Source organism: Actinoplanes sp. ATCC 53533 (assembly GCF_003947245.1).
Genome location: NZ_QHHV01000144.1, coordinates 18,032 through 35,872, shown reverse-complemented (window position 1 = coordinate 35,872; position 17,841 = coordinate 18,032). Strand labels below are relative to the sequence as shown.

Here is a 17,841-nt window from a genome sequence, read left to right as displayed (position 1 = left end):
CCTCGCCCCGGCTCGCTGTTGAGCCGCCGCGCGCCCCGCGCGGCCATCGACCCCGACCAGCGCAAGTCCTGGCTGCGCCGGGCGCTGCCCCTGGTCAAGGCCCACCGCGGCCTGCTGATCACCTCGCTCGTGCTCTCCTTCGCCGGGCTGATCGTGCAGGTGCAGATCCCGAACCTGGTCCGGATCGGCATCGACCGGGCGATCGTCGAGCGCACCGCGAGCCTGCCGGTCTACGTCTGGTGGATCGTCGCCCTGGCCCTGCTGCAGGGCGTGATCACCTACTTCGCCCGGCTCTACCTGCTGCGCACCGCGTACGAGCTGGAATACGACCTGCGCAACATCGTCTACGCCCACCTGGCCCGGATGCCGTTCGGCTTCTTCGACCGGGTCCAGTCGGGTGAGCTGATGTCGCGGTCCAGCTCCGACATCCGCGCCGTGCAGATGTATCTCTCCTTCGGCCCGTCGATCCTGGTGCAGTGCCTGATCGCGGTGGTCGCGTTCGTCCTGATGCTGTCGATCAACGTGCCGCTGGCGATCGTCGCGATGGCCACCATGCCGATCATCGGCTTCCTCGGCCTCGGCATGCGCAAGGCGATCTTCCCGGTCTCCTGGCTGATCCAGGCCCGGCTGGCCCGGCTCGCCACCGTGGTCGACGAGAACATCCAGGGCGTGCGGATCGTCAAGGCCTTCGCCGCCGAGGGGCGCCAGCTGCGCACCCTCGCCGAGGCGGCCGACCGGATCCGCTGGGCCTACCTGCAGGACGCCCGGATCCGCAGCCGGTGGACGCCGGTGCTGGACAACCTGCCGCGGCTCGGGCTGGCCCTGGTCCTGCTCTTCGGCGGGATCCTGGTGATCCGCGGCGAGACCACGGTGGGCGCGATCGTGGCGTTCAACTCCTACGTGCTCATGCTGCAGCCACCCTTCCGGATGCTCGGCATGATGATCATGATGGGCCAGCGGGCGTCGGCGTCGGCCTCGCGCATCTACGAGATCCTGGACACGCCCAGCGAGGTGGTGGACCCGCCCGAGCCGGTCGACGTGGTGCTGCGGGGAGACGTGTCCTTCAGCGACGTCCGGTTCACGTACCCGAACGGCACGGTCGCCCTCGACGGCCTGAACCTGCGGGTGCGCTCCGGCGAGACGGTCGCCGTCGTCGGCGCCACCGGCTCCGGCAAGTCGACCCTGGGCCGGCTGCTCGCCCGGTTCTACGACGTCGGCGCCGGCCGGATCAGCATCGACGGGCACGACGTGCGCGGCCTGCGGCTGGCCGGGCTGCGCGACCAGGTCGGCATCGTGCCCGACGAACCGTTCCTCTTCTCGCTCTCCCTGCACGACAACATCGCGTACGGTCGCCCGGCGGCCGACCGCGAGTCGGTGGTCGCGGCGGCGGTGGCGGCCGGGGCGGACGATTTCATCGCCGCGCTGCCGGAGGGGTACGACACGGTGGTCGGCGAACGCGGCTACACGCTCTCCGGCGGGCAGCGCCAGCGCGTCGCGATCGCCCGGGCGCTGCTGGTGAACCCGCCGGTGCTGGTGCTCGACGACGCGACCAGCGCCATCGACGTGACGGTCGAGCAGCGCATCCACTCCTCGCTGCGCGCTCTGATGCGGGGCCGGACGACGCTGATCGTCGCGCACCGGCTCTCCACGATCAGCCTGGCCGACCGGGTGGTGCTGATGGAGGGCGGCCGGGTGATCGCGGACGGCACCCACTCCTCGCTGCTCGCCACCGAGCCCCGCTACGCCGGCGTCCTCGCCTCCGCCACCGACGCCGGGTCGGTGGCGGCGTGAGTGTCTTCGGGGGTGGTTTCGGGGGGTTCAGCAGCGGTGGGCGGCCGTCGATGGGGGTGGCCGGCCGCAAGGGCAACGGGCTGCCGTTCGCCGGCATCCCGTCCGACCTGGCCGAGGGCGTCGCCAGGCTCGAGGCGCGGGAGCCCGACCACGGCGACCCGCGGGCGCCGTTCGACCCGGTCGCCGACGGCGGCGGCCGGGTCACCCTGCGGCGGCTGGTCGCCGGCCACCCCGGCGTGCTCGTCGCGGCCCTGCTGGCGGTCCTGCTGGAGACCCTCCTGCTGCAGGCCGGGCCGTTCCTGCTGCAGGTCGGCATCGACCACGGCATCGCGGCGAGGAACCTGAACGTGCTGGTCGGCGCCGCGGTCGCCTTCATCGTGGCGGTGCTGGCGACCGGCCTGGCCACCACGATCCGGATGCGGCAGAGCGGCCGGCTCGCCGCCTCCGCCACCCGGGACCTGCGCACCCGGATCTTCGCCCACCTGCAGCGCATGTCGCTGGACTACTACACCAGCGAGAAGGCCGGCGTCACCATGACCCGGATGACCTCCGACGTGGAGGCGCTGCAGTCGCTGCTGGCCGACGGCTTCGCCCAGTTCGGCATCCAGGCGCTGACCATGGTCGTGGTCACCGGCGTGCTGTTCCACTACAACGCCGGGCTCGCCGTCATCACGCTGCTGCTGGTCGTGCCGCCGCTGCTGATCGCCTCGCTGTGGTTCCGCCGGGCCGCCGACCACGGCTACAACCGCCAGCGCGACGCCATCGCGGCGATGTTCGCCGACCTGTCCGAGAGCCTCAACGGCGTCCGGGTGGTCACCGCGCACAACCGGCAGGACCGCAACATCGTGGCGCACCGCGAGGTGGTCGGCGGATATCGCGACGCCAACGACTTCACCGGCCGGATCAACGCGATCTACGGCCCCGGCACCTCGGTGATCGGCCTGCTCGGGATGGCGGCGTTGCTGCTGATCGGTGGCCGCATGGTGCTGCGCGGTGCCCTGACCATCGGCGAACTGACCGCCTTCGTCCTCTACCTGAACGCCTTCTTCCAGCCGGTGCAGCAACTGGTCCAGCTCTACACCTCCTACCAGCAGGCCCGCGCGGCGGTCGGAAAGATCAACGGCCTGCTGGCCGCGCGACCGTCGGTGGTCCAGCTCCCGGCAGCGGTGGACCTGCCACCGGTACGCGGCGAGATCGTCTTCGCCGACGTCACGTTCGGCTACCTCCCGGACCGCCCGGTGCTCAGCCACGTGGACCTGCGGATCCGTCCGGGGGAGACGGTGGCGTGCGTCGGCCCGACCGGCGCGGGCAAGTCCACCCTGGCCAAACTGGTCACCCGCCTCTACGACCCGACCGGGGGCAGCATCCGGATCGACGGCCACGACCTGCGGGAGGTGACCCTGGCCTCGCTGCGCCGGCAGATCGGCGTGGTGCCGCAGGAACCGTTCCTGTTCGCCGGCACGCTGCGCGACAACATCGCCTTCGCCCGCCCGGCGGCCACCGACGCCCAGGTGTGGGCCGCTGTCGACGCGGTCGGCCTGCGTGACCTGGTGGAACGCTCCCCGGAAGGGCTGCGGACCGCACTGCACGAACGAGGCCAGTCGGTGTCGTCCGGCGAGCGGCAACTGCTGGCGCTGGCCCGAGCCTTCCTGGCCGAACCCCGGGTGGTGGTGCTGGACGAGGCGACGTCGAGCCTGGACCTGCGCAGCGAACTGCGGGTGGAGGCGGCCCTGGACCGGCTCCTGGAGGGCCGCACGGCGATCCTGGTGGCCCACCGGCTGTCCACGGCGATGCGCGCGGACCGGATCATCGTGGTCGACGACCACCGCATCGTGGAATCGGGAAGCCACGAGGAACTGGTGGCGGCCGGCGGACGCTACGCGGCGATGTTCTCCACCTGGGCCGCTCCGCAGTGATCGACATCGCCGGGGGGCTACCCAGCGGTAACACCGCTGGGTAGCGTGGCTGCTACAGGCCGCTCCGCGGGGAGTGGGGATACCAGCCGTACCTTCGGGTGTAGGGGGTAAGCCGTGACCAAACCGGCCGATGTCTCGGAGAAGCAGGCGCGCAAGGTGGCCGAGGAGGCTCGCCAGTCCGAGTGGCGCAAGCCGAGCTTCGGCAAGGAGTTGTTCCTCGGGCGGTTCCGGCTCGACCTGATCGATCCCTGGCCCGTCGCGGAGCCGCGCCCCGACGCGGAGGAGTTCCTCGCCAAGCTGGAGGCCTACCTCCGGGCGGAGGTGGACGGGCCACGCATCGAGCGCGAGGCCAGGATCCCCGACGACGTCTTCCACGGCCTCGCCCGGCTCGGCGCGTTCGGCATGAAGATCGACAAGGAGTACGGCGGCCTCGGGCTCTCCAACCTGCACTACTGCAAGGCGCTGGAGCTCATCGGCTCGGTGAGTCCCGCCGTCGGCGCGCTGCTGTCCGCGCACCAGTCGATCGGCGTGCCGCAGCCGCTCAAGATCTTCGGTACGCCCGCGCAGAAGCAGGCGTTCCTGCCCCGGCTGGCGGCGGGTGAGGTGTCCGCGTTCCTGCTCACCGAGTCGGACGTCGGCTCCGACCCGGCGCGGCTGGGCACCGTCGCCGAGCCCGTCGAGGGCGGCTACCGGCTCAACGGCGTGAAGCTCTGGGCCACCAACGGCACGGTGGCGACCCTGCTGGTCGTGATGGCCCGGGTGCCCGGCAAGGGCATCACCGCGTTCGTGGTGGAGGGCGACGCCCCCGGCATCACGGTGGAGCGGCGCAACGAGTTCCTCGGCCTGCGCGGCCTGGAAAACAGCGTGACCCGGTTCCACGACGTCTTCGTGCCGGCCGAGAACGTCATCGGTGGTCTCGGCAAGGGCCTCAAGATCGCGCTGACCACGCTCAACACCGGCCGGCTGTCCCTGCCCGCGATGTGCGTCGGCGCGGCGAAGTGGTCGCTGGCCGCCGCCCGCGAATGGTCGGCCGAGCGGGTGCAGTGGGGGCGCGCGGTCGGGCAGCACGAGGCCGTCGCAACGAAGATCGCCTTCATCGCGGCCACGACGTACGCGCTGGAGTCCACGCTCAACCTCTGCTGCGCCATCGCCGACGACGACCGCAACGACATCCGGATCGAGGCCGCGCTGATCAAGCTCTTCGCCAGCGAGCTGGCCTGGCAGGTCGCCGACGAGCTGCTCCAGATCCGGGGCGGCCGGGGCTACGAGACGGCCGCGTCGCAGGCGGCCCGCGGCGAACGCGCGGTCGAGGTCGAGCAGGTCCTCCGGGACCTGCGGATCAACCGCATCTTCGAGGGCTCCACGGAGATCATGCACCTGCTCATCGCCCGCGAGGCGGTCGACGCGCACCTGTCGGTCGCCGGCGACATCATCGACCCGGAGGCCGGGCTGGGCCAGAAGGTGCGCGCCGGCGCGCGGGCCGGCGCCTTCTACGCGCGGTGGCTGCCCACCCTGACGGTCGGTCGCGGCCAGGCACCGAACGGCTTCGAGGAGTTCGGTCCGCTGGCCCGGCACCTGAGGTACGTCGAGCGCGCCTCGCGGCGGCTGGCCCGGTCGACGTTCTACGCGATGTCGCGCTGGCAGGGCAAGATGGAGCACAAGCAGGGCTTCCTCGGCCGGATCGTCGACATCGGCGCCGAGTTGTTCGCCATGTCGGCCGTGTGCGTGCGGGCCCACGCGGAACGGCAGGACCAGCCGGCGGGCAGGGAGCTGGCCGACCTCTTCTGCCAGCAGTCCCGGCTCCGGGTGGAGGCGCTGTTCGCCGCGCTCTGGGACAACACCGACTCGCTGGACGTGAAGGCGGCGCAGCGCGTCCTGGACGGGCGCTACGCCTTCCTGGAGCAGGGCCTCGTCCCGCGATCGCCCGACGGGGCCTGGGTGGCGGCCTGGCAGCCGGGCCCGGCGACGGCGGAGGACGTCCGCCGCCGGATCCCGCCCGCCACCTGATCACCTCGCGGAATCGCTCCGGACCACGCGGAGGCCGAGCAGCCCGCCCGGGAGTGCGCGGCGCAAGCGCGCGCGGTGCTGCGGGCGAAGTCGAGGTTGCGGGCGATCGACCCGTCCGGCGCCGGACCCCCGGGGCGTGGTGTCATACCACTGGGCCAACCCCATCGGCACGGAGAACGCCGCCAGGACCACTGCCAGGCAGGCCGCCACGGAGCGCTCTCCCAGACCCGGACGAGCGCTTCCGGGTGGCGGGTTGTGCCCACCCGCCACTACCGGTAGGCAGGAGACTGTCCACACTGTTCCCATCGCTTCGGAGGCATGATGCGGTATCCGATCGCGCTGGCCATGGCGGCCACGCTCACCGCGACCACTGTCGCCCTCGTGCCCGCCGCGGCCTCCGCCCACGGCGGCGCCCCACCCAAGGCCCCCACCGCGACCGGCTACGGCGGCGCCGTCTCGACCGTCGATCCCACCGCGACCGCCGTCGGGCTCGACGTGCTGCGCCGGGGCGGCAACGCGGTCGACGCCGCCGTGGCCGCCGCCGCGACGCTCGGGGTCACCGAGCCGTTCTCCGCCGGCATCGGCGGCGGCGGGTTCTTCGTCTACTACGACGCCAAGCATCGCAAGGTGCACACCATCGACGGCCGTGAGTCCGGGCCGGCCACGATGACCGAGAACATCTTCGTCGACCCCGCCGACGGCCTGCCGTACGACTTCCAGGAGGCCCGGGTCAGCGGCCTCGCCGTCGGCACCCCCGGCACCCTCGCCACCTGGGAGGCCGCGGCCGGCAAGTGGGGCACCCGCTCGCTGGGCAGCCTGTTGCAGCCCGCCGCCAAGGTCGCCGACCGGGGCTTCGCCGTCGACGCCACCTTCCAGCAGCAGATCGCCGCCAACGCGGCCGCCTTCGGCCAGTTCGACGCCACCAGCGAGCTCTACCTGCCCGGCGGCGCGCCGCCCGCGGTCGGCTCCACCCAGCGCAATCCCGACCTCGCCGACACCTACCGGCTGATCGCCAAGCGCGGCACCGGCGTCTTCTACCGTGGCCCGGTGGGCGCCGACATCGTCCGCACCGTGCAGCACCCGCCGGTCGCCGCCAACCCGACGAGCCCGTGGGCATACCCGATCCGCCCCGGTGACCTGCGCCTTTCCGACCTGGCCAACTACCGCCTGCGGTTCCCGGCGCCGACCAGGTCGGACTACCGCGGCCTCGACGTCTACGGGATGTCCACGCCGTCCAGCGGCGGCGTCGCCGTCGGCGAGGCGCTGAACATCCTCGAGCGCACGGATCTCTCCAAGGTCGCCACCACCCAGGCCCTGCACCAGTATCTGGAGGCGACCGCGCTGTCCTTCGCGGACCGCAACCGGTACGTGGGGGCCTACACGCCGCAGGCCACGCTCGACAAGCTGATCAGTGACCGGTGGGCCGGCCAGCGGGCCTGCCAGATCGATCCGGCCCGCGCGCTGATCAAGCCGGTGCCGCCGGGCGACATCACCGCCTCCGGTTGCACGCCGGCCCTGGTCGGCGGCCCGGTCGAGGACGGACAGAGCACCACCAACCTGACCGTCGCCGACCGCTGGGGCAACGTCGTCGAATACACCCTGACGATCGAGCAGACCGGCGGCAACGCCATGGTCGTGCCCGGCCGCGGCTTCCTGCTCAACAACGAGATGACCGACTTCAACTTCACCGGTACGCAGGGCAGCGCGCCGGACCCGAACCTGCCCGGCCCGAACAAGCGGCCGCGCAGCTCCATGTCGCCGACGATCGTGCTCAAGGACGGCAAGCCGTTCCTGGCCCTGGGCTCGCCCGGCGGCGCGACCATCATCACGACCGTGCTGCAGGTGCTGGTCAACCGGGTCGACCTGGGCATGTCCCTGCCGGCGGCGATGGCGGCGCCGCGCGCGTCCCAGCGCAACTCGCCCGGCATCCAGGCCGAACCGGCCTTCCACACCCAGTACGGTCCCGCCCTCACCGGGCTCGGGCACACCTTCGGCGCGGACGTGGCGGAGCTGGGCGCGGCCACGGCGATCGAGTTCTCCGCCGGCGGCAAGCTGATCGCCAGCGCCGAACCGGCGCGGCGGGGCGGCGGCGCGGCGGCGGTCGTCCGGACGCGCCGCTGAGTCGTGGGCCTGTCCTGCCCGTGCGGCAGGGCAGGCCTCAACCCGTCAGGGCGATCGTCAGTGCCCCAGCCGCGACCATCACCGCGGCCCACACCTTGTCCATGTTGAACCAGGCCCGCCGCAGCACGCTCAGGCCGACGAACTCGTAGACCAGCAGCGCGCAGGTCGCCATCACCGCGAACATCGCCACCGTGTGCACGCCCGCCGCGAGCAGCCCGTCCAGGGCCGCGGCGGGCGTGCCCGCTTCGCCTTGCCGGGCGGCGGCGGCGAAATGCGCGGTGTGACCGGCCTCGTGCGCCGGCACCGATGTGGTGGCCAGCACCGGCAGCAGCATCAGGCCGGCGCCGTGCGCGGAGGACATCAGGAACGACCAGCCGGCCAGTTGCGCCGCCGACAACCGCATCCCGGCCCACCGAAAGTGCCGGGCCGAGAGCAGCCGCCACAGCCCGAAGCAGACCAGGACGACACCGCCGACGGTCGCCACCGTGGTGCCGGCCACCACCGACTCGGTCGCCGACACCACGGCCGCGACGATCGCCACCGAGGCCAGGTGCCCGGCGGCGATCGGCGGCAGCGAGCGCAGCAGCACCGGACGGCTGCGTTCCTGCATGCCACGCGCCACCGCGAAGAGCCAGCCCATCGCGGGGTTCAGCCCGTGGAAGGCGCCCAGCGCGGCCAGCACCGCGAGCTGGCCAGCTGTCACGGGAAGCAGTACGAGTCGGACGACGCGTCGCCACCCTGCAGCCGTACCTGATGGACCCGCCGGCCGCGGAACTCGGCACCGTGCGGGAAGAACCGCGGGTCCAGGGTCATGCCGCCGTTCTCGGTGTCCACGTCGATCTTCGCCAGCCACGCGCCCACGCCGTCCGGGAAGAACTGGTCGTCCCAGGAGCCGTACAGCGAGTTGGTGACGTAGACCCGCTTGCCGTCGCGGGACACCTCGACCATCTGCGGGCCGCCCGCCAGCCGCTCCTGCGGGAACGACGGGTGGGCCACCCGGCCGACGACGCCGCCGAGCCGGATCGAGCCCGTCTGCACCGGATGGAACGGGTCGCTGACATCGAACTGTTTCAGCTCGCCGGTGCCCCAGCACGAGACATAAAGGAACCGGTCGTCCACCGACAGGTCGATGTCGGTGATCAGCGGCGGGACCGCGCCGAACGGCTGCAGCGCCGGCGGCAGCGCGGCGGCGTCCGCGGGCTCGGCCGCCACGTCGATCACCTTCGTGACCGTGAACTCCCCATCCGACCACCCCGCCGCCGCCCTTGACCGGTCTGAAGGCTGCCTCCTGCGGTGCCACACCCACACCGAGGCCGAAAGATCCTCGACGCTGGTGACGACGCCGACGAAGCCGTATTCCTTGCGCGGGTCGTGGGCGGGCCGCAGTTCGAGCGTCATCTGATACTGATCACCGAGGTCGACCGTCTGGGTCAGGTTGCGCTTGGCCAGATCCCAGAAGTGCAGGCGGTGGCCGTACTTGCGGCCCAGCAGCAGCTCCGGCACGAGACCGTCCTCGATCATGGACGGGGTGCCCCACTCGGAGGAGACCAGCACGTCGCGGGTCAGGTGCCACCAGAAGTCGTAGGCCAGATACTGGTCACCGCGGTCGTTCTCCCACGCGCCGCGTACCTCGAAGGTGGTGTGGTCCAGCACGGCGATGCCGCCCGGTCCGTCGGCGGCGGCGCCGCCGACCGCCGAGACGTAGATGCCGTCCGGGCCGCAATGGATGGTGTGCGGCCGCGAATAGCCGGCCTTGCCGGCCAGCTCCTCGGCCGCGATCTCCTTGACCAGTACGGGGTTGCGCGGGTCGCCCTTGGTGTCCAGCACGTAGATCCGCGACGAGCGCAGGCCGGGCACGATCAGGTAGCGCCGCTCGACATGCGGGTGCGGCGCGGTGGGGCACAGGGCGCTGCTGCACGCGTTCCAGCCGAAGTGGTGCAGCTCGTCGCCGGTGTGCGGCAGATCGGTCCAGCCGACGACCGTGCCGTACGCCGCGGAGGCCGGGTCGGTGTCCACGACGGCGATGGCGTCCGGCTGCTCGGCCGAGCGGTCGAACGCGGCGATGTATGCCAGCTGCTCGGTGGGCGCGGCGGCGGCATCACGCGGAGAGGGATAGAACGTCGGGTCGGGTGTCCACCTCGTCATGGTGGTCATCCTGCTCCGGGCGCGATGCTGTGAACAGGGTCACAAGTGTCAGGGTGTTGTCAACGGGCGTCGAGCGGCAGCCGGACCAGCACGGTCGTACCGGGGCCCTCGTGCTCGCTGAGCTCGATGCTGCCGTGGTGCCGCTGGACGACCGCGCGGCTGAGCGTCAGCCCCAGCCCGGTGCCGGGGATCGCCCGGTCCCGCGCCCGGCTGGTGCGGTACAGGCCGGTGAACATCTTCTCGCGTTCCTCCTGCGAGACCCCGATCCCGGTGTCGGAGACCGCCAGCTCGGCGGCCCGGCCGACGGTCCGCAGCCGCACCGTGATCCGGCCCCCGTCCGGGCTGTACTTCACGGCGTTGCCGAGCAGGTTGTCGACAACCTGACGCAACCGCCGCCGGTCACCGGGCAGGACGAGCTCGGCGGGCAACTCGTCGACGATGGACACCGGCTCGCCGGTGACCGCGTCCCGGGTGCGGGTGACCGACTCCCGGATCACCTCGACGAGATTGATGGGGGTGAGCTGCACCGCAGCGTGCCCGGTGTCCAGCGCGGAGAGCTCCAGCAGCTCGTTGATGATGTGCCGGAGCTGGGTAGAGTTGCGGTCGATCACCTCGAGCAGCCGTGGCCCGTCGGCCACGAGCGTCTCGGCGTCGGCGTCGCGCAGCAGCTCGGTGTAGGCGGCGATGGACGTGAGCGGGGTGCGCAGCTCGTGGCCGATCAGGGCGAGATACTCGTTCTTGGTCCGGATGAGCTGCCGCTGCAGATCCTCGACCAGCCGCCGCTCGATAAACTGGGCGATCTGCGCCGAGATCCCGGACATGAGCGCGACCAGCTCGTCCTCGGGATCCTCGATGGTCTCGGCGAAGGCGGTCAGCACCCCGAGCGGCTCCAACCCGTTGCGCACCGGGATGGCGAGGGCGGTGTGCAGCTGCGAGGACGCGGCGGTCTCCGGCGAGATCAGGCTCTGCGGCCGGCCGACGTCCCGGATCCACAACGGCTTGCCGGCCTGCCAGGACCGCCCGGCCAGCCCGGTGCCGTACGGCAGCTCGGCGGGCACCTCGATGTCGGCCTGCCAGCTCGGCGAGTGCCAGCTCGCCGCGGACCGGACGACCCCGGCGGCGTCGTCGACCAGCCACAACTCGGCATGGGTCCAGCCGAGCGTGCCGACCACGGCCTCAAGCACGCGAGGCCCGGCGGCCTCAACCGTCGGCGCGGCGGCGAGGGCGGTGACGACGGCGAGCTCACAGGTGCGGAACCGCTCGGCCCGCCGCTGCCGGGTGACATCCTGCACGGCCTGAACGGCGCCGACGGTCTCGCCACCCGGCCCGAGAATCGGCTGCGCGTCGATCAGGTAGTAACGGGTCCGCCGGCCCCGGCCCTGAAACACCAACTCCTCGTTCCGAAGCCGCTCACCGCGAAGCGCCCGAAACAACGCGACATCACCGGACGCGACGGGCTGCCCGTCGCCGTCGGTCAACGCGGCATCGCCGTTCCCGACGGACCGGCCATCCCTACCGCTTGGTTCTTTGGTTGTGGTGGTGGGTTGGTTGTTTCTGTCGGTTGGTTCGGTGGTTGTGGTGTTGCTGGTGGTGGTGGGTTGGTTGTTTCTGTCGGTTGGTTCGGTGGTTGCGGTGTTGCCGGTTGCGTTGGGTTTGCCGTTCCCGTCCGTCGGCCGGGCGGCCGCGGCGTTGTCGGAGAGGCCGGCGGTCATCCGCGGGCCACCCCATAGCCGTTGCATGCGCGCGTTGACCAGGACGATCCGTCCGTCGGCGTCGCAGGCGGTGACGCCGTCGTGCAGGTTGTCCAGGACGGCGTCGAGAAATCGTCGCTGCCGATCGACTTCCTGCCGCCCCTGCTGCTCGGTGATGAGCAGGGTGCCGAGCCGCGCGGCGTCACCGACGGCGGCGACATCATCAGCGGACCATTCGCGCGGCTGGGTCTCGAGCGCGCAGCAGATCCCGAGCACCGCACCGGACCCGTCCCGGATCGGCTGCCCAAGATAGGCGCCGGTGAGGCCGAGCCGGCGGACGGGCGAGCTGGCGGGAACCCGCGGATCGGTAGCAAGATCATTGATGATCAGCGGCTGCCCGTCCGCGACAATCAGCCCGGCGAGACTGTCCTGCAGCAGCGTGTCGCCAACCTGAGCCCAGGGAACCAGCAGCCCATGGCCGCCGTAGATCCGCAGCAACTCGCCGTCAACGAAATGCACCAGGCTGCCGGAGGCGTGCGCCGCCCGGGCGATGAGCGCGGCCAACTGATCGCCGGCGCCGTTATCCATCCCCTCAGCACGCGCTGAGAGCCTGTCCGGCCAGGGCCGGTGGGCGCCGGGCGCCTGGTCCGCCCGCCCGGCCCCGCCTGACGCGGCCTGGGTCTGCGAGGACTTGGCCGGCCAGGTTTTGGCCTGCGAGGTCTCGGCCTGTGCGGATTTCTCTGGCGCTTTCTCGGTCTGCACGGTTCTGCCTGCCGCTTTCCCAGCCTGCGCGATTCCGTCCGGCGCTGTCTCGCTCGACGCGGCAAGGGCTGGTGTGGTCGCCGCCGCAGCCGTGCCGGCGGGCCGGGTGCCCGGCGCCCCCGGTATGGCGAGACGCTCGAGGCCAAGATCACTTCGCGGCATGCTTGGACCTCCGCCCCTCAGCCTACGGGCGGCAAGGCCATAAAAACGGCAAACCGGCGGGAACCGACCCGACCCGACCCGGCCCGACCCGGCGCTGTGGTCGGGCTGGCGCTCCGATCGGCCCGGTGTTGGGCTCGCGGTCGCTGTGATGTTCCTGGTTCGATCCCAGCGAGCTCCACACAAACGCGTACTGCACGCCGGCAAACCCCTGGTCAGATGACATCTACCCAAGGGCGTCGCCGGACGGCGGCAATGGGATGCCGCCCACGACAGAGCACGTCGAACCACCGGCTCGTCGACCTGTTTGTTCAAATGTCAGGGGTTGAGGCCAGGAGCCAGGTGAGCGGTTGAGGCCCTGTCGGGTCAGGCTCGTACTCCGCGGCTTCGTTCAGGACGTTTCGGTGCACGGTCGCTCCGCCGTCACGCTCAACGATCCAGTACTGCGGGATGCCGGCCTTCGCGTATTCGGCCTTTTTTGTGATCCGGTCAACGATCTCGGACCCGCTGGAGACCACTTCGACAGCGAGGAGGAGCCCGGACGTGCCGGCGTAACTCGACCGGGCACGACGGGGCGGCATACCTTTCGCCCACACCGTCAGATTCGGTACGCGGCCACCGCCGACATCGATGCCGCAGTCGGCAGCGATCTGTTCGGCTTCGTAGCCGTGGCTGGCCAGCCAGAAAATCATGCGCATCACTAGCAGCGCGTGTTCAGGGTCCGCGGGGGGCATGACCGACAGGACTCCCTCAGGACTCAGCTCGTACCGGTGGTTCTCATCGGCTGCTGCCATGTTCGCGACGTCGCTCAGGGTCACGTGCGTCGGCATCCTCGCGCCAAAGGCTTGAGCGCTCACCTGTGCCCCCTCTGCGATCCCGAAAGCCATGCACGGCCCACCGGCTGTCTCTAAAATACCCGCCCGCCGGACATCCAGGCGCGACCAAACTGCACGTGCCCGTCCTTGGACGGCGTGGCGGCGATACGGCGGGTTGGTGAGCGCTGAACCGGTCAGGGGTATCCGTCGGCGGACGGCCGACAGTGTCACGATCAGGCCCTGAGCTGTGGATATGCGGTTCGCATCCTGAGCGGGATTCAGTTCCTGCGGTAGATCAAGTCGAAGATTTCCCGGCCGGAGGTGACTCCTCGCCGTTCGAACTTCGTCTCCGGGCGGTGTGCCGGGCGCGCCGCGAAGCCGTCATGGGGATTGGTCAGGCCCGGGTCGGCGTCCAGGGTCTCGGCCATCGCCGCCGCGTAGTGGGCCCAGTCCGTCGCGCAGTGCAGCGTGCCGCCCGGCCGGAGCCGGTCGCGCAGCAGGGCGACGTTCGCCGGTCGGATCAGGCGGCGCTTGTGATGGCGGGCCTTGGGCCACGGGTCCGGGAAGAACGCGTGCACCGCGTCCAGGCTGCCCATCGGCAACTTGCGGACCAGTTCCATCGCGTCGCCGAGCGCGACCCGGACGTTGGTCAGGCGCTGCTCGCCGATCAGGGCGAGCAGGTTGCCGATGCCGGGCGTGTGCACCTCAACCGCCAGATAGTCGCGCCCCGGGTCCGCTGCCGCCATGGTCGCGGTCGTGTCGCCCATGCCGAAGCCGATCTCCAGCACCTTGGGCGCCTCCCGGCCGAACAACCCGCTCAGGTCGAGGGGAGTCCGGTCGCCGTCGAGCACCGTGAGCCCGTAGACCGGCCAGATGTCGGTCATCGCCTCCGCGTGCCGCCCGCTCATCCGGCCGCGCCGGGGGTGAAACGTCCGGATCGGGCGCTCAGTCGTATCGCTCATCAGGCTGTCTAAGATACGCAGCGGCCGGCGCCCGCCGGTGGGCCGGCCGACCAGCCGTGGGGGACTGACTGGCTCGACTACTTCACCGGCTGGACGCTCGGCTGGGAGCCCTCGTGGAACGGCGTCCGGACGCCCGTCGCCAGGTTGACCATCATGACCCAGGAACCGTTGCGGTAGGTGCTCGTCGCCACCCCGCGGGTCGCGTCCACGTAGGCGAGCTCGCGGTCCTGGCTCGCGCCGACCGTGCGCTTCGCTCCCGTCACCGTGTCGTATTCGACCACGTGCACCGGCTCGTTGTCCGCCGCTGTCTCGCCCTGCTGGTACGCCGTCCAGGCCAGCTTCGCCCCGTCGGCGCGCCAGCTCGGGACGACCGCGAAGCCCGAGGTCTGCAGGCTGCCGCCGCCGTACGCCGCCACTGTCTTCTCGCCCCCGGTCGCCACCGTGCCCACGGTCAGGCACGCGTCGTATGTCGATTCGCAGTCGCCGCCGCGGAAGGCGAGCCGGGTGCCGTCGGGTGACCAGGCCACCGCGTCGTCGGAGCGGAGCCGGTCGCTGAGCGAGCTGGCCGGGGCGGCTTTCGCGGTGGCGGCGGGCTCGGCCGGCAACTCCTCGTCGCGGCAGTAGGCCGGGAAGACCACCGTGGGGGAGGCCCCGGCCGTGGTCGCCGAGATCCGGTAGACGCCCGGGCCGCCTGAGCAGGAGAGCGACGCGAACGCGACGGTGGCGCTGTCGGGCGACCAGGACGGGCCGGACGCGGCGCGGGTGGTCAGCCGGCGCTTGGCGCTGCCGTCGGCCTTCATGACCCACAACTGGCCGGCCTTGAGCAGGGCGATCGAGCTGCCGTTGGGCGAGAAGCGGGGGCGCGACCAGCCGCCGCCGGTGGTCAGCTTCGTCTCGGTCGCGCCCTTGCTCACCCACACGTCGCCGGCGCGGACGTAGGCGACCAGGCCCGGCATGGCCGGTGCGGCCGCCGCGGCGGGTGCTGTCTGGAAGAGCGCACCCGCCGCGGCCCCTAGGACTGCCAGCACGATGTTGCCTGTGACCCGCGTGATAACCCGCATGTCCGAACGCCCCCCGACGTTGTCTGCCACCTACACCGGAGACATCGTCGCAACCGCGCTGCACCTAAGAAGTTCCCACGCCGAAACGGGAAGAAATGCGGACCATTCGGGTATCTCGGGCGTGCCGATCGGTTAGGCGGCGGTGGTGGCCCACATGGCGGTGAACGCGGCGGCCTCGCCGGCCAGCCAGCTTTCCACGTCGTGCGGCTTGGCCGCCGGGTCGATCCGGTGTGCGGTGCCGCGGCGCAGATCGACCAGCACCGGCTCGGCGTTGGGCAGGATCTGATCCATGTGCCGGGCCATCAGATGCAGCGTCGCGGTGATCACCTCCGGGGTGGGCGGCAACTCGTCGAAGTGCAGCCGGACCGCCTCGCGCCGACCGTCGGCGTACCGCAGGCCGAAGTGGGGGTTGATCTTGACGGCCAGCGGGCCGACCGAGGCGAGGGCCTCGCGGGTCTGTGCGAGGTTGACCTCCTCCGGGTCGCCGAGGGAGTGCAGGTAGGTCGTCGCCCCGGTGCTGACGGCCTCGTAGAGCGGCTTCCACCGGGGCTTGACCAGATCGACGACACCGTTGAGGTAGCTGCCGCCGGTGCGGAAGGCGATGTCGGCCTTGAGGGCCTTGACGAGCTGGCCGTGCGGGTTGAAGCCCGAGCGGCGCTCGCGCTGGCGGCGCAGCCCGCCGACGAAGGTGGCCTTCGCCGGCCCGGTGCGTGCGACGTAGCGGGTGAACCCGAGCATCGTCGCGTACGGCGGAATGATCGGAGTGGTTGTGGACGAAACGGGCGTCGTCAAGGTGATCTCCCCGCAGCTCAGCGCTTGTTTTAGTACACACATTCTAATCGACGGGTACGACATTCCCAAGCCTGCTGCGGGGACGCTGATTGTCGCTTTTGCGCGACCCGTGCGCCTATCGCTCCCGGACGGCGTAGGTCAGGTGTGTCACCCTCGGGGAGGGCTCCGCGCGGACCGGCTCCAAGGCCACGCGGGCCGCGTCCACGCCCTCGAACAGGCGGATTCCGGAGCCGAACAGCACGGGTGAGAGCGCGATCGAGAACTCGTCGATCAGGCCGGCGTTCAGGTATTCCAGGATCGTCGCGCCGCCGCCCGCGATGCGGACGTCCCGGTCGCCGGCGGCCTCGCGGGCCCGGTCCAGCGCGGGCTCGATGCCGTCGTTGACGAAGTGGAAGGTGGTCCCGCCCGGCCGCTCCCAGGGGTCACGCTTCTCGTGCGTCACGACGAACACCGGCGTGTGGAACGGCGCCTCCGCCGGCCACATCTGCTCGCCGGCGTCGAACATGCGCTTGCCCAGCACGCTCGCGCCGGTGCGTTCGAACGTCTCCCGCACGATGTCGTTGTCGCGCCCCTCCTCGCCGCCCTCGCCGAGCTTCAGGTTCTCCCGGAAGAACCGCTGCGGGAAGATCCACTGCTGCAGCTCCAACCACTGCTGCCCCATCAGCTCCCCGAGGGACTCGGGCGCGATGAAACCGTCCAGCGACATCGACACGCTGAAGAACACCTTCCCGGCCATCAGTCCTCGGCTCCCTTCCGGGCGATCTCGACGACGTAGGCAGCCAGGTTGCTCAGGGTCTGCCGGCCGCCCTCGATCGCGTGGTATTTCTCGACCGCCTCGTCGCGCAGCTCCTTGGTGGGGAACACCGTGCGCATCTCGATCCGGGTCGCCGCCCCGTCCGGCTCGAACGTCAGGGCCGACTCGAAGGCGTTCGGGTCGTCGCGGGACTCGCCGTGCAGCAGTGCGATCCGCTCCGGTGGGGCGATCTCGGTCCAGGAGATCCACTCCTGGTAGTCCGTCCCGTCCGGTCCGTGCATCACGAAGTCCCAGACTCCGCCGACGCGGAACTCGAACGCCCGCGTGGTCGTGGTGAACCCCTCCGGACCCCACCACCGCGACAGGTGCCGCACCTCGGTGAACGCCTCGAACACCAGCTCCCGCGGGGCGTCGATGACCCGGGAGAGCACGATCTCCCGGTCGGCCGTCGCGGACTGCGCCGGCGCTCCTCGTCCCGTCGCGCTCATCGCCTACTCCTCCTGCTGTGTCTGCTTCAGGTCCTGCACGTACGCGTCCAGCCGGTCGAAGCTCTCGTTCCAGAACCGCTCGAACCCGCCGGTCCACTCGTGGACCGGCCGCAGCCCGCGGGCGTCAATGCCGTACAGCCGTTGCTTGCCTGCCCTGCGGTCTCGCACCAGCCCGACCTCGCGGAGCACCCGCAGGTGCTTGGACGCCCGCGACTGGCTCATCCCCAGCTCCTGGGCCAGGTCGGTGACCGGCCGCTCACCCGCCCGCAGCAGCACCAGGATGTCCCGGCGCTGCGGCTCGGCGATCGCGTTGAACGCGTCCGACGTCGTCGCTGCTCGTGCCATGGCCACCATCATATTCCCATATCGGCACGCGT

The 17,841-nt window shown here is 71.2% G+C and carries 13 protein-coding genes and 1 pseudogene; 4 read left to right on the top strand and 10 right to left on the bottom strand.

All coding sequences use genetic code 11. The features are described 5' to 3' along the window. Positions 1-18 precede the first annotated feature (18 nt). The 4 genes and pseudogenes from DMB66_RS39515 (at position 19) to ggt (ending at position 7,835) form a co-directional block, all read left to right on the top strand. Positions 19-1,791: an ABC transporter ATP-binding protein gene (locus tag DMB66_RS39515; RefSeq protein ID WP_125809240.1), complete on the top strand. Its 1,773-nt coding sequence runs from the start codon at positions 19-21 to the stop codon at positions 1,789-1,791. Further along, entirely contained in the window at positions 1,788-3,707 is a 1,920-nt protein-coding gene (locus DMB66_RS39510) for an ABC transporter ATP-binding protein (RefSeq protein ID WP_125809239.1), read from the top strand. The genes DMB66_RS39515 and DMB66_RS39510 overlap by 4 nt, the downstream gene beginning before the upstream one ends. 73 nt (positions 3,708-3,780) lie before the next feature. Next, positions 3,781-5,714 (top strand): annotated as a pseudogene (locus DMB66_RS39505) (acyl-CoA dehydrogenase family protein). Positions 5,715-6,032: 318 nt separating this feature from the next. After that, the gene (gene ggt, locus DMB66_RS39500) at positions 6,033-7,835 is read left to right on the top strand and encodes a gamma-glutamyltransferase (RefSeq protein ID WP_370320092.1); all 1,803 of its coding nucleotides are present in this window, start codon (positions 6,033-6,035) and stop codon (positions 7,833-7,835) included. A gap of 37 nt (positions 7,836-7,872) precedes the next feature. Here ggt and DMB66_RS39495 read toward each other — a convergent pair whose 3' ends face one another. The 10 genes from DMB66_RS39495 to DMB66_RS39450 form a co-directional block, all read right to left on the bottom strand. Continuing rightward, positions 7,873-8,538 carry a hypothetical protein gene (locus DMB66_RS39495; protein ID WP_125809237.1) on the bottom strand — a complete coding sequence of 222 codons (666 nt, stop codon included), beginning with the start codon at positions 8,536-8,538 and terminating at the stop codon, positions 7,873-7,875. Continuing rightward, positions 8,535-9,980: a selenium-binding protein SBP56-related protein gene (locus tag DMB66_RS39490; RefSeq protein WP_125809236.1), complete on the bottom strand. Its 1,446-nt coding sequence runs from the start codon at positions 9,978-9,980 to the stop codon at positions 8,535-8,537. The genes DMB66_RS39495 and DMB66_RS39490 overlap by 4 nt, the downstream gene beginning before the upstream one ends. A gap of 59 nt (positions 9,981-10,039) precedes the next feature. Beyond that, positions 10,040-12,259 (bottom strand): ATP-binding protein, encoded by a 2,220-nt coding sequence (locus DMB66_RS39485; protein WP_233625161.1) that lies wholly within the window; start codon positions 12,257-12,259, stop codon positions 10,040-10,042. A gap of 644 nt (positions 12,260-12,903) precedes the next feature. Next, positions 12,904-13,410, bottom strand: a complete 507-nt coding sequence (locus tag DMB66_RS39480) for a Uma2 family endonuclease (protein WP_158647523.1) — start codon at positions 13,408-13,410, stop codon at positions 12,904-12,906. Positions 13,411-13,685: 275 nt separating this feature from the next. Continuing rightward, complete coding sequence (gene trmB / locus DMB66_RS39475; RefSeq protein ID WP_125809234.1) at positions 13,686-14,369, bottom strand: tRNA (guanosine(46)-N7)-methyltransferase TrmB; 684 nt, start codon at positions 14,367-14,369, stop codon at positions 13,686-13,688. 77 nt (positions 14,370-14,446) lie between these two features. Continuing rightward, complete coding sequence (locus tag DMB66_RS39470; protein WP_125809233.1) at positions 14,447-15,430, bottom strand: PD40 domain-containing protein; 984 nt, start codon at positions 15,428-15,430, stop codon at positions 14,447-14,449. A gap of 132 nt (positions 15,431-15,562) precedes the next feature. Beyond that, positions 15,563-16,168, bottom strand: coding sequence for a hypothetical protein (locus DMB66_RS39465; RefSeq protein ID WP_125809267.1), 606 nt, complete (start codon positions 16,166-16,168; stop codon positions 15,563-15,565). A gap of 169 nt (positions 16,169-16,337) precedes the next feature. Continuing rightward, positions 16,338-16,958, bottom strand: coding sequence for a dihydrofolate reductase family protein (locus tag DMB66_RS39460; protein WP_125809232.1), 621 nt, complete (start codon positions 16,956-16,958; stop codon positions 16,338-16,340). Then, on the bottom strand, positions 16,958-17,464 hold the full coding sequence (locus DMB66_RS39455) for an SRPBCC family protein (protein WP_125809231.1): 507 nt from the start codon (positions 17,462-17,464) through the stop codon (positions 16,958-16,960). Before DMB66_RS39455 ends, DMB66_RS39460 begins: the two co-directional genes overlap by 1 nt. Positions 17,465-17,467: 3 nt before the next feature. Beyond that, entirely contained in the window at positions 17,468-17,809 is a 342-nt protein-coding gene (locus DMB66_RS39450; RefSeq protein WP_125809230.1) for a helix-turn-helix transcriptional regulator, read from the bottom strand. Between the last annotated feature and the right edge of the window lie 32 nt (positions 17,810-17,841).